This is a genomic window from Labrenzia sp. ATLA3 (assembly GCF_057180185.1).
On the sequence record NZ_JBXUKV010000002.1, the window covers coordinates 102,428 to 115,082 of the forward strand.

The window sequence follows — 12,655 nt, forward strand, 5'->3', positions numbered from 1 at the left end:
AAACCTTTGAGTGTCACTCTTCCCGGATTGTCACGTGTAGGACGGCCGCTGAAATCTCTCGCGGCAGGCTTGTTTCATCCGGCCTGTCCGCCAGCCCCGCCCGCAACGCCGTCAGGAAATATCTGTCGTCTGCGGTACCGGCGCCGCCTTCGGCACTCACCGGCATGGAGAACTGCCCCGAGCCGCCGTTTTCCAGCTCTTCCAGCTGGATAATGGGGCTGTGAGCGGCAATCACGATAATGGCCTCAGACCCGGCGGGCGGCTGCACCGTGAACTTTTGGCGTTCCTGCCGGCCATCGCCAAAGACGAAGCGCTCACCGAACTGAACCTGCTGACGCACGGGGCCGCGGCGCGGCATGAGATTCACCACCGTGCCGTCTGCCTGCAGATAGACGATGTAGAGAAACGAGGCGAAATCCGGCGCGGTCACCTCAAACGCCAGCGAATCGCCGTAGCGAAGGTCGGCGCTGCCTCCCAGAAGGCGGATGCGGGGGCGCGAGGGTTCCGCCAGCGGTCTTTCTAGGGTCTTCAGCGCCTCGCACACAGGCCAGGGTCGGACATCGACCTTCTGCAACTGCTCGGGTGGGAACTCCGATTCCAGTTTCCGCAGCGCTTCCTGCGTGCTCACGAAGCCGGCAAGCAACGGCGCGCCATCCGGCGTGTCTTCGCTGACATAAAGACTGCTGCAGCTATCCCCTGCAAAGGCAACGACATTGTCGCGGTCGGTTCTATGAAGCCCCGGAACGGGTCTCGGCGGCACGATCGACGTGCGCATGATCGACGCGTTATGCATATCGGCTTTCGTTGCCGCGTAGCTGATCCAGCCATAACCGTCACCGGACCAGTAAGGCCCCCAGGAGTTCTGGACAAGGAAGGCCTGACGGCGCTCGTCGTAACCGACGAACACCATCTGATGTCCCCCGGCGGCGCCGCTATGGCGCCCGAGCGATCCCTGATAGATCTCGCCCGATTTCAGGTATTGCAGCGTCACCCCGTCGGGTGTTTGCGCGGAGGGCACCACCCCGACCATCAAAAACCCGGTCGCCACAGGATTGCCGGCTGCCAGTTGCTGCTTGATCGCATCCAGGTCCCTGTCCGTCGCATTGCGGCGCTGGCGGCCCTTGTCGAAGACGAACAGGAAGTCCCGTATCCGGAACCTGTCGGGGGCGGTTGTTGCGTATTCCACCCGCTCCGAACACATGGCCGCATCAGGAATGTCATCCTGGTCGGGTGATCCGTTGCCCTTGAAATAGGACATGGCCAGAAGCGCGTGGCTTCCGGCGGTTTCGCAGGCTTCGTTCCGATTGCGGATCTGCGAATGAAGAAACGCCGGACTGGGCGTGTAGGTGCGGTTGCCCGGTTCCGCGCCGTTTTCCAGCGCGGCGTAATAGCCGCGCATGGCGTAGCCGATGGCATAGGAAACGCAACTTCCATAGGTCTGCAACAAGGGCGGCGGCATCATGGGAGACAGGTCGATGGCATCGGGAATATAGGCCCGCGTAACACCAACCTGACCGACACCTTCCAGAAGCGCCGGATCGATAGGCGTATCGCCCAGAAGACCTGTCAGGTCACTTGGATTGAAACCTTGAGCGACCGCTGGCCCCGTCGGCAAGACAGTGGCACAAGTCGTCAGCGCAGCCAGAGCGGCAAACAGGGGACCGGACAATCCCGACAGAAAGCCGAGTTTCTTGCGACCAAATATCATCGCATCACAATTCCTAAAACAATCGCCCAAAACAACGGATTCACTATAGCCAAATAAAAACCGGAGGGAAGCTTCCAGCCGGATTACGTCGCCTCGCCGTTTGCCATCTGGTGCATCAACCTGACACGCTCTTGACAAACACAGCCCTGTCCTCCGCCAAAGCCTTGACCTCGTGACCCGGCTCGGGCATTTAGCGCTTCAAAGTCTCAAGACCAACCGAAAGCGAACTCCCATGGGTTTCCAGTGCGGCATTGTCGGACTGCCGAATGTCGGCAAGTCCACACTCTTCAACGCGCTCACCAAGACGGCGGCTGCACAGGCTGCCAACTATCCGTTCTGCACCATCGAACCGAACACGGGCGAAGTGGCCGTTCCCGATCCGCGCCTTTATGCAATCCGCAAGGTTGCCGGATCCAAGGAAGTCATTCCGACGCGCATCACCTTCGTTGACATTGCCGGCCTCGTGCGTGGCGCGTCCAAGGGTGAAGGCCTCGGCAACCAGTTTCTGGCCAACATCCGCGAAGTCGATGCCATCGCTCACGTGCTGCGCTGCTTCGAAGACGATGACATCACCCATGTGGAAGGCACCGTCGACCCGATCGCCGATGCCGAGACGGTCGAGACCGAACTCATGGTCGCCGACATGGAAAGTCTTGAGCGCCGCATTGCACCGCTGAAGAAGAAAGCCACCGGCGGCGACAAGGAAGCCAAGGCGGTTCTGCCCGTGATGGAAGCCGCGCTTGCGCTCCTGCAGGAAGGCAAACCGGCCCGTACGCTGGAAGTCTCCGGTGCGGATGAGGAAAAGATCCTCAAGGACCTGAATCTTCTGACCGCAAAGCCGGTGCTTTACGTGTGCAACGTCGACGAGGCCTCTGCTGGAGAAGGCAATGCCCTGTCCGCCAAGGTGGCCGAAAAGGCCGAGGCGGAAGGCGCTGCCGCCGTTGTCATCTCCGCGGCCATCGAGGCGGAAATCTCCCAGCTCGACAAGGAAGAGCAGGAAGAATTCCTGGAGACCATCGGGCTTGAAGAACCGGGCCTCGACCGGCTGATCCGCGCAGGCTACGGCCTGCTGGGGCTGATCACCTATTTCACCGCTGGCCCGAAGGAAACCCGTGCCTGGACCATCACCGACGGCACCAAGGCGCCGGGTGCTGCCGGGGTCATCCACACGGACTTCGAACGCGGCTTCATCCGGGCGCAGACCATCGCCTTTGACGACTACGTCGGCCTCGGCGGCGAAACCGCAGCCAAGGAAGCCGGCAAGGCCCGCGACGAAGGCAAGGAATACGTCGTCAAGGACGGTGACGTGCTGCTGTTCAAGTTCAACACCTGACGAACACTGCGCGCAGGCAACCTGAAACTGCCTGCGCGCTGCCCCCGCTCATCTCTAGCTGCCCGCCCCCGACTTCCGCAACGGAAGGTAAAGACATCTCCTCTAGGGTTTCCCCGGACAAACGGGAATTCGACCTGCAGGAGGGGCTCGCATGGCGGGACGAAGCGACACCAGAATCCGGAAACTTGTTGCCGGAACGGTGGGAAACACGCTGGAGTGGTACGATTTTGCCGTTTATGGCTATCTTGCCCCCATCCTTGCGCAACAGTTTTTCCCGAGCGACGATCCGACAGTCAGCCTGATCAGCACCTTCGGTGTGTTTGCGGCGGGCTTCCTGATGCGCCCCGTCGGCAGTTTGCTTCTCGGGCATATTGCCGACAGGGTGGGCCGCAGCCGAGCTCTTCTGCTGTCCGTGGCCCTGATGGCCATTCCGACAACGCTGATCGCCTTCTTGCCGACCTATGACCAGATTGGCGTTGCCGCGCCCATGCTCCTGACGCTGCTCCGTCTGCTGCAGGGCCTCTCCGTCGGCGGTGAATACACCGGATCGACGGTCTATCTCTACGAGATCGCCCCGCCGCGACACCGGTGTTTCACCGTTTCCTGGGCCCTGGTTGGAGCAACGTTCGGCATTCTGCTCGGATCCGGCGTGGCGGCACTGGCTACCGGCCTGCTGCCGCCAGACGATCTGGGAAACTGGGGATGGCGTATCCCCTTTGGCTTCGGCCTGCTCGTCGGTCTCACCGGTTTCATGATCCGCAGTGGCAACACGGCGGAAGAAAAGGATCAGCCCCCTTCCCCGCATGATCCCGTCAGCGCTCCGGTTGGCGAAGTGCTGCGCAACCACCGGCCCGCCCTCATGCGAACCATTGCCTGCAACATCCTCAACGGTGTCGGCTTCTATCTGACGTTCGTCTATCTCACCTCCTACCTGGTCGACTACGTCAAGTTCACCGAAAGCCGGGCCCTGACGATCAACACCAGCGTCATGGTCGTCTTCATGCTGCTGCTGCCCCTTGTCGGCTATCTGGCCGACCGGATCGACCGAAGAACCATTTTGCTTGCCGGCTCAGGCGGAGTTGTGGTCTTTGCGCTGCCCATGTTCTGGCTGATCCATCATCCCGATCCCGTCATGGTGGTTCTCGGTCAGCTCGGCATGGCCGTCATCCTGTCCGCCTTTTTTGCCCCGCTCATGGCGGCCATGGTTGCTCAGTTCCCGGTGTCCGTGCGCGTGACCGGCTATTCCATCGGCTACAACATCCCGCTGGCACTCTTTGGCGGTACGGCACCTCTCATTGCCACCTATCTGATCGACAAGACCCATTTGCAGTTTGCGCCGGCATTTTACATGATCGCCGCTGGCCTGCTGGCTTTCGTGGTGGTCTGGTTCATGCCCTCGTCCGGCACAGACAATGATCAGGACGCCCAGCCGGAACCCTCGTCCGAGAAGCTGAGGGCCTAGCAGCCATCCTCTGAACGAGCGCGTTGCCGCAGACGCACCCGAAAAGGACGGAACCGGCGTCAGGAACACCGGTCACGCAACTCTCGCTCGACAGGCAGCTTCCGAACCCGTTACAAGCAGGTTTTCGTCAATCCTCGAAAGTTTCAGCGATGTCGACCGTCATTCCGGCCCCCTTGCCGACCATCCTGCCCGTCAGCGAAAGCCAGAACGGTTTTCCGGTCCGGCGGGTCTACTGCGTCGGGCGGAACTATGCGGCCCATGCCGTGGAGATGGGCCACGATCCCGACAGGGAAGCGCCGTTCTTCTTCCAGAAGAACCCGGACAACCTCGATCCGTCGGGCGAATTTCCCTACCCGCCCTTGTCCAGCGATGTGCATCACGAAGTCGAACTCGCGGTCGTTCTGAAATCCGGCACGCGCGACATTCCGGCAGCCAGGGCTCTGGAGCATGTCTACGGTTACGCTGTCGCCCTCGACATGACCCGCCGCGACCTGCAGGCGGAAGCCAAGAAAGCGGGGCGCCCGTGGGAAGCCGCCAAGGCGTTTGAACGCTCCGCCCCTATCGGCCGCATCATGCCGGCGGCGGACAGCGGGTTCCTCGACCATGGGCGGATTGCCCTCGCCATCAACGGCGAGGTTCGGCAGGAAGGCGATCTCAACCAGCTGATCTGGAAAATCCCCGAAGTCATCGCCAAGCTGTCCGAACTGTTCAACCTTGGCACGGGCGACGTCATCCTGACGGGAACCCCGGCAGGCGTCGGCCCGGTGCAGCGCGGCGACCTCATGGTGGCGACGATTGACGGTCTCCCGGACCTGACCGTCAAGGTCGTGTGACCGGCCTGATTGTCATTCCTGCTTTCGCTCAAACTGCGCCCTGAATGCCGCGGAACCTTTTCGCATCGGTCCGTGTTTAGAAGTCGTGGTCCCGGTTTCCCCGGCGAAGGCGTTGTCCAGCGCCTCTTGCTGGAATGTTTAAGGAAACCGGACCCCAGTCCCTTAAGCGGTCTTGAGATTGCGGGATGGCCATGTTCAGGTCGAACCCGCATTTGCAAGTCTTTGCCGGAGCCTGTTCGTGACATTTGATCAGATTGCCCTGTTCGTCCTCTTTGGCGCGGTTTTCGCCTTGCTGGTCTGGGGCCGCATCCGCTTCGACCTTGTCGCCTTCGCCGCCCTGATTCTGGGCGCCTTTTTGGGCCTGGTCCCGTCTGAAGAGATCTTTTCCGGCTTCGGCCATTCCGCCGTCATGATCATCGCCCTCGTGCTGATCGTCTCGCGCGGATTGACGAACTCTGGCGCCGTGGAACTGATAGCAGGCTTCGTGATTTCCGCATCGAGGGGCCTCTCCCGGCATATCGGCCTCATGGCCGTGGTCGGAGCCAGCCTGTCGGCGATCATCAACAACGTCGCCGCGCTGGCATTGCTCATGCCGCTTGATGTAGAGGCAGCCAAGAAAGCGGAACGATTGCCCGGCCTCTCGCTGATGCCGCTGTCATTCGCGACCATTCTCGGCGGTATGATCACCCTGATCGGCACCCCGCCGAACATCGTCATCGCGCAATACCGCTCGGACGCCCTCGGCGCGCCGTTTTCCATGTTCGACTTTGCCCCGGTCGGCCTCGTGGTCGCGGTCACCGGCATTGCCTTTGTCGCCCTGTTCGGCTGGCGCCTGCTGCCACGCCATTTCCGCGACAAGCCGGCGGAAGAAGACTTCGCCGAAAGCCTTTATGTGGCTGAACTGAAGGTCGGCGAGATTCCGGAAGACAAGCCGCTGACAGTCGGTGACCTTTACCCCGTCGCCGACGAGAAAGACGTCGCCATCATCGGCCTTATCCGCAACGGCCGGCGCGTTCGCGGCTTTGCCCGCCGCGAAGCCATCAAGTCCGGCGACTATCTCTTCGTGGAAGGCGATCCCAAGGCCATCGAGGCGTTCATGGGCGCCGCCAAATTGGAGTTCGCAGGCTCGGAACAGCACAAGGGCGGTCTCAACAGCGATGCCCTGTCCCTCGTCGAGGCCATCGCACCGGACAACGCCCGGATCATCGGCCGGTCCAGTTTCGACATGCGTCTCCTCTACGGCCACGGTGTCACCTTGCTCGGCCTTTCCAGACAGGGCCGCCGCGTGCAAAAGCGCGTCCGGCATGAGCTGATACGCCCGGGCGACGTCCTGTTGCTGCTGGGCACCCCGGAACGTCTGGAAAACGCCTGCACATGGCTTGGCGTGCTACCGCTTGAGGGGCGCAAGACCGGTGTCATCCAGCGCAACAAGGCGTGGCTGGCAATTGCCGGCTTTGCCATTGCGATTGCCGCTGCCGTTGCTGGGCTTGCCTATCTGCCGGTCGCGCTGGCGGCCTGCGTCATCTTCTATGCCGCTGCGGGCCTGATCAGCGGATCGGAGGTTTACCAGTCCGTGGAGTGGAAGGTCATCGTGCTGCTCGGCTCGCTGATCCCGCTGGGACAGGCCTTTGAGCAGGCCGGCAACGCGCAGCTGATCGCCGATGGAATTCTCGCTCTCACATCAACGGCTCCGGCCTGGGTCACCCTCGCCATCTTGATGGTGGTGACGATGACCCTTTCGGATTTCCTCAACAACGTCGCGACCTGCCTGATCGCGGCGCCAATCTCGGTTCAGATCGCCAATTCCCTCGACGTGAATTCCGATCCCTTCCTGATGGCTGTCGCCGTAGCGTCGTCCTGTGCGTTCCTGACGCCCATCGGCCACAAGAACAACACCATCATCATGGGGCCGGGCGGCTATCGGTTCGGCGATTACTGGCGCATGGGCCTGCCGCTGGAACTGCTTGTCCTGACCGTCAGCATCCCGGCCATTCTGATGTTCTGGCCGCTTTGACGTAAGGCTCAAGCAGCCGGTTTCAGAGGCAGGCAGATATCGGTCAGGAGATCCGCCGGGGCTGTGTCGCGCGGGTTGTTGAGGTAGACCTCCACACAGGGGGCATCGTCCGGCTCGCGGCCCGACTGCGTCAGCCATTCGCCGTAAAGCCACTCATAAGCCCACTTCATATCGACATAGGGCCCCTTGAAACGCAGCACCGCATAATCGCCCGCGCGCGTTTCCCGCGTCTCGAGCGGAACGTCAACCGGAAAGCCGTCGCCAACAACCGCTCCGGCAGCGGATTGGAGATCGTCTTCCGCAACCTGTGTGGGATCGGAGTAATAGAGTCCCTTCATCTGACCAATCTGTCCGATGATCTGACGGCTTGCCAGGATACCGAACAGCTTTTCGAAGGCCTTGCCGATTTCCATGTAGGAGCCTCGATGGGGCAATACGACCAGGGTTTCGGACGGCAGGGTTTTGATGACAATATCATGCATTTGAGAAAGTCCTTTCTTCTTGGCAAGAGGCGCACCGCCATTGGCAGGCAGCACCCGGTACGATGAGGCGCTGCTGCGATAAGCACCCGGCGCCTGGCCGTACGCTTGTTTGAAGCTGCGCGAAAAGGCTTCAAGGCTGCCATAACCGGCCCGCTTTGCGACAACTGGCAGTGCGAGGTCGGTATAGGTCAGATCCCCCGCGGCCCTATGAAGGCGCAGACGCTTGACCGTCGCGAAGATGGATTCGCCGTAGGTCGCCTGCCACACCCTGTGCCAGTGGGAGGGAGAAAGGGCGGCAACCTCGGCAAGTGTCGCCAGGTCCGGATCCTCGTCCAGGTTGGCGTAGATGTATTCGATCACCCGTGTGAAGCGGCGGATGTAGCCGTTGTCCCGCGGCGAGAGTGTGAGCTTTTCGTGATTGGTCATGTCTTGGCCCCGTTCGATTGAAGGGACCCTAGCACCATGCTTTTTGATAAATCTTGCTGACTTGGCCCCGCCTCACCAGGCCGCTTGAAACGGAGAAGGTCTTTCTTTCAGAAAAACAAAACAGGCACTGGTTTCCCGTGCCGGTTTGGCCATGATGTACGCAACTCAAAAACTGGAGGAATCGAACCATGACCACCAAGAAGCGCATTTTGTTCACCGGCGGTTCGGGCAAGGCCGGACGGCATGTCATTCCGTATCTGCTGGCGCAGGGACATCGTGTCGTGAACGTCGACCTCACGCCGCTCGACCACCCCGGCGTCGACAACCTCATTGCCGACATCACCTCCTCCGGCGAGATGTTCAACGTCATGACCAGTTACGCCAACTTCGACGAGCTGGAGCCGGGCAACGGCGTACCTTCCTTCGACGCCGTCGTGCATTTCGCCGCGGTGCCGCGCATTCTGATTAACCCGGACAACAGGACGTTCGAGGTCAATACGATGGGCACTTACAACGTCGTGGAGGCCGCGGTGAAGCTGGGCATCCGCAAGATCGTGATTGCCTCGTCGGAAACCACCTATGGCGTCTGTTTCGCCGATGGCGTGGTCGACCCGAAGGTGCTGCCCGTGGAAGAGGACTACGATGTCGACCCGATGGACAGCTATGGTCTTTCCAAGGTCGTCAACGAGAAAACCGCCCGCGCCTTCCAGCGCCGCTCCGGGTTCGATATCTATGCCCTGAGGATCGGCAATGTCATCGAGCCGCATGAATACGACCGGTTCCCGGATTTCTTTGCAAATCCGGCGCAGCGCCGCAGAAACATCTTCTGCTATATCGACGCCCGCGACCTTGGGCAGATCGTTGACCGCTGCCTGGACAAGGATGGCCTCGGCTTCCAGATCTTCAACGCCGGCAACGACACGAATTCAGTCGATATTCCGAATGCGGAAATCCTCAAGCGCTTCTTCCCCGATGTGCCGTTGAGCCGGGAACTGGGAGAGCATGAAGCCCTCTTTTCCAACCGCAAGATCCGCGAGGTTCTCGGCTTCGAAGAAGAGCACAATTGGCGCAAATACGTGGCGGTCTGATAGGCATCCGGGCCAGGGCGGGAGACCGGCGGATTTAGTTTTACTTCCGAACCGGCTGGGAATAGCTTCGTGTCGCAACACGATCGGGCAGCAGAGCTGCCCCTCTGGGAAACGTGCTATGAAGCTACTGAAATCTGCCGCTTTCGGCCTTGCCGTCCTGGCGTCTGCGACCGCAGCCGCCGCACAGGGAACCGGCTCGCAAGGGTACTTCCAGATCTACAACAACACAGAAGACAATGTTGTCGTCGGGTTCTACACCAATGACGGCAACGGCTGGTCGGACAACTGGCTGGCCGGACCTCTCGAACCCGGCGAAAGCGCAAGAGCCGAGTTCGAGGCAGATAGCGGCAACTGCTCGCAGACCTTCCAGGTCGGCTGGCTGGCGGACGACGACAGCGAAGTGCTCGACGATCCGATCGACATCGATATCTGCGAAGCCAGCAACATCTACATGGACGATAACGAAATCTATTACGACTGATCTTGTTTGCCATTCTCGAGGCGGAAACGCGGCTCATCGCGTTTCCGCGATATGCCAACCCCACCGGAATTCATGACCGATCTCCTTTATTTTGAAGACTTCGAACCTGGTCAGGTCTTCGAGCTAGGCTCCCTCACCGTCAGCCGGGACGAAATCATCGATTTCGCCGCCGAGTTCGACCCCCAACCGTTCCACCTCGACGAAGAGGCCGGCAAGGCATCCATCCTGGGAGGCCTGGCCGCTTCCGGCTGGCACACCGGCGCAATGGTGATGCGCCTGCTGGCTGAAAACCTCCTGAACAAGACAAGCGGCCGCGGCTCGCCGGGCATCACCAGGCTGCAATGGAAGCGCCCGGTTCATCCAGGCGATTGCCTCACTGCCAGGGTCGAAATACTCGACACGAGAGACTTGCGCTCGAAACCGGACCTGGGCCTCGTCAACATACGCGTAACGGCAAACAACCAGGACGGCTCTGAAGTGCTTGTCTGGGAAAACCCGAACCTGTTCGCAAGACGGGAGGCTGCCCGGTGAGTGCCTTTTTTGAAGATATCGAAACCGGCGACACGCTCGACCTCGGGGACTACACATTCACCCGGGAAGACATCGTGCGATTTGCGGAAAAATACGATCCGCAGGCTTTTCACCTGAGCGAAGAGGCCGCAGCAAAAACCCATTTCGGCCGCCTGTGCGCGTCCGGCTGGCATACTGCGGCCGTGTTCATGAAGCTCTGGGTGACGCGTCACAAGGCTCTTCAGGAAGAAGCGCTCGCTGCCGGGCAGACACCGGCCAAACTCGGCCCCTCGCCCGGGTTTGAAGATCTGAAGTGGATCAGACCGGTGTTCGTCGGCGACACGCTGCGCTACCGCCGCGTCGTGACCGGCAAGACCGAAAGCCGCAGCCGTCCGGACTGGGGCCTCGTTCATTCCGACATGCAGGCCTTCAATCAGGACGGCACGCTGGTGTTCTCCTTCAAGGGCACGGTCTTTGTCGAACGTCGCAAGGGCTGATCCCTGCAATTGACTGGCGCTGAAAAGACAAAAAGCGTGCTGCATCCCTGAAGACGGCAGCACGCTCTTTCAATGGCAATCCTGTATTGCCGCGCCTCACGAAGGCGCAGCGCTCAGCGGCAGACGTCCAGGATCCACAAAAACGCCATTGGCACCATGGTCAGTGCCGGCACAATGATGGCCGGGTAACCAAAGGCATAGATCGACACCGCCCAGATCATCGCCAGATTGGCGATGAACCAGTATTTGGCATCTCCTGCGCCATAAAGCGCTTCCTTGAGGAACAGATTCAAGATCGGCACGGCCAGAAGCAGCCGTAGCACCAGAACTTCCTTGGGGGCAGATGAAGCAGACATCGTTTCTCCAGATCTTAGGGAAAATACGTAGACCGCTTTTCTAAATCTATTGCCTGCTCCCGAACCTGCGGCAAACAGACATCAAGTCCATTTGCCGCATCTTGTCGGAGGATGTTAGTCCGGCTTACGGCCGTGAACCAGCATCGTCATTCCCGGGATCATCACCTCAACCGCGATATCGATGAAGCCCGCAGCCTCCATCAAACCGGCAACATAGGAACTCGTGATCGACCGGGCTTCCGGGTTGAAGGCGGTATGCTGCAGCTGCCAGAGCGCAGCGAGCTTCGGCCCGTCGCGATTTTCGTCGACCATGAAGTCATGGACCATGAAATCGCCGCCCGGCGTCAGAACTTCGAACGCCTTGCGCACGAGCCCCGGTATGGCCGTGCCCGGAACACCGGAAAACAGATAGGACATCAACACCGCGTCTGCACTGTCCGGCCACGTGTCCTTCAGGGCATTGCCAGGCGCATAGTGGATGCGGTCCTGCAAACCCTCTTCGGCAATGAACTCCTCGCCCACCTTGGCGACATTGGGGAAGTCCAGAACGGTTGACCGCAATCCGGGATAAGCCTTGCAAAGCGAAATCGAGAATGCGCCGGTGCCGCCGCCAACGTCCAGCAACTGCTTAGCAGCGGACAGATCCACAAGCTTGGCAAGCCCCCGACCGGGCCCGAGCGAGCCTGCATGCTGGGACCGGGAATACAGCCGCGCCTCTTCCGGGTCGCTGAACCAGGCCTCATAGGAAGCAACCTGGCCATCCTCCAGACTGTCGGTAAGTGCATCGTTGAGCTGCGTCATGAAGGGATACATCTGCTTGTCGATCTGGAACCGCAGATAGTCGCCGAAGTCGTATTTCCGCCCCTTCACCAGAAAGGCCTCTGCCGCTGGGGAATTGGTAAAGCCCTCGCTCTCCCGGCGAACCAGCCCAAGGCTGGTAAGAGCGGTCAGCAAGGTTGTCGCGCGATCAAGATCAAGCGCGCTTTCCCGAGCAACTTCCTCTGGGGACAAGGTTTTTTCCGAAAGAAGTGAAAACAAATCTACATGAAGTGCAGAAAAAAGGGCTTTTGAACCCATGAACCCGAAAGCAATATCTGAAATTTCCTCAGCTGTTTCCAAGGACCTGGCGACAGGCATTAATTATCCTCCTCAGGAATTCTGAGCACGAATGTGCGGAATTTTTCCGGTCAGGAAAAATGAACTTGGGAATGAGCAATTATAACTATTGTGCGCTGCAATGCAAATTTCGGCCCTCGCACGCAAAACCTGATGCGAAGCCCGTCGGATGTCCGCGAGTTTTGGCAGAAATCGGCCGTAGGTAAGGTAGGGCTGGAGCCGTCACGCACCGGAAGCAACATTATCCGCTTGGTACAGCCCCGAAAGAAACCCAACAGGGCCGGCAACAGCGAAATCGAGGCTGCACGGCGCGATCATCCGACAATAGCAAACCCGGACCAGCCGACAG

Annotated in this window: 12 protein-coding genes; 8 read left to right on the forward strand and 4 right to left on the reverse strand. The window is 60.1% G+C overall.

Annotation, left to right across the window (positions count from 1 at the left end; genetic code table 11):
- Positions 1 to 13 precede the first annotated feature (13 nt).
- The gene (locus AC2A6O_RS05000; protein ID WP_498926002.1) at positions 14 to 1,708 is read right to left on the reverse strand and encodes a DUF4384 domain-containing protein; all 1,695 of its coding nucleotides are present in this window, start codon (positions 1,706 to 1,708) and stop codon (positions 14 to 16) included.
- Positions 1,709 to 1,940: 232 nt separating this feature from the next.
- Here AC2A6O_RS05000 and ychF point away from each other — a divergent pair, with 232 nt between their 5' ends.
- From ychF to AC2A6O_RS05020, 4 genes are all read left to right on the forward strand, one after another.
- Positions 1,941 to 3,041 carry a redox-regulated ATPase YchF gene (ychF, locus tag AC2A6O_RS05005; protein ID WP_148585794.1) on the forward strand — a complete coding sequence of 367 codons (1,101 nt, stop codon included), beginning with the start codon at positions 1,941 to 1,943 and terminating at the stop codon, positions 3,039 to 3,041.
- Between the two features lie 151 nt (positions 3,042 to 3,192).
- Positions 3,193 to 4,503: an MFS transporter gene (locus AC2A6O_RS05010; protein WP_498926003.1), complete on the forward strand. Its 1,311-nt coding sequence runs from the start codon at positions 3,193 to 3,195 to the stop codon at positions 4,501 to 4,503.
- 149 nt (positions 4,504 to 4,652) lie between these two features.
- Positions 4,653 to 5,336 carry a fumarylacetoacetate hydrolase family protein gene (locus AC2A6O_RS05015; RefSeq protein WP_498926004.1) on the forward strand — a complete coding sequence of 228 codons (684 nt, stop codon included), beginning with the start codon at positions 4,653 to 4,655 and terminating at the stop codon, positions 5,334 to 5,336.
- Between the two features lie 238 nt (positions 5,337 to 5,574).
- On the forward strand, positions 5,575 to 7,350 hold the full coding sequence (locus AC2A6O_RS05020) for an SLC13 family permease (RefSeq protein ID WP_148585791.1): 1,776 nt from the start codon (positions 5,575 to 5,577) through the stop codon (positions 7,348 to 7,350).
- Positions 7,351 to 7,358: 8 nt separating this feature from the next.
- Here AC2A6O_RS05020 and AC2A6O_RS05025 read toward each other — a convergent pair whose 3' ends face one another.
- Positions 7,359 to 8,258 (reverse strand): AraC family transcriptional regulator, encoded by a 900-nt coding sequence (locus AC2A6O_RS05025; RefSeq protein WP_498926005.1) that lies wholly within the window; start codon positions 8,256 to 8,258, stop codon positions 7,359 to 7,361.
- Positions 8,259 to 8,446: 188 nt separating this feature from the next.
- Between AC2A6O_RS05025 and AC2A6O_RS05030 the strand changes: the two genes are divergently transcribed.
- From AC2A6O_RS05030 to AC2A6O_RS05045, 4 genes are all read left to right on the forward strand, one after another.
- On the forward strand, positions 8,447 to 9,346 hold the full coding sequence (locus tag AC2A6O_RS05030) for an NAD-dependent epimerase/dehydratase family protein (RefSeq protein WP_148585789.1): 900 nt from the start codon (positions 8,447 to 8,449) through the stop codon (positions 9,344 to 9,346).
- 118 nt (positions 9,347 to 9,464) lie between these two features.
- Positions 9,465 to 9,827 (forward strand): hypothetical protein, encoded by a 363-nt coding sequence (locus AC2A6O_RS05035; RefSeq protein ID WP_148585788.1) that lies wholly within the window; start codon positions 9,465 to 9,467, stop codon positions 9,825 to 9,827.
- A 72-nt stretch (positions 9,828 to 9,899) separates the two neighbouring features.
- On the forward strand, positions 9,900 to 10,358 hold the full coding sequence (locus tag AC2A6O_RS05040) for a MaoC family dehydratase (protein ID WP_148585787.1): 459 nt from the start codon (positions 9,900 to 9,902) through the stop codon (positions 10,356 to 10,358).
- Positions 10,355 to 10,834, forward strand: coding sequence for a MaoC family dehydratase (locus tag AC2A6O_RS05045; RefSeq protein ID WP_498926006.1), 480 nt, complete (start codon positions 10,355 to 10,357; stop codon positions 10,832 to 10,834). Before AC2A6O_RS05040 ends, AC2A6O_RS05045 begins: the two co-directional genes overlap by 4 nt.
- 113 nt (positions 10,835 to 10,947) lie before the next feature.
- Here the strand turns inward: AC2A6O_RS05045 and AC2A6O_RS05050 are convergent, their stop codons facing one another.
- Positions 10,948 to 11,190, reverse strand: coding sequence for a hypothetical protein (locus tag AC2A6O_RS05050; protein ID WP_498926007.1), 243 nt, complete (start codon positions 11,188 to 11,190; stop codon positions 10,948 to 10,950).
- A 114-nt stretch (positions 11,191 to 11,304) separates the two neighbouring features.
- Positions 11,305 to 12,327: a methyltransferase gene (locus AC2A6O_RS05055; RefSeq protein ID WP_148585785.1), complete on the reverse strand. Its 1,023-nt coding sequence runs from the start codon at positions 12,325 to 12,327 to the stop codon at positions 11,305 to 11,307.
- Positions 12,328 to 12,655 lie beyond the last annotated feature (328 nt).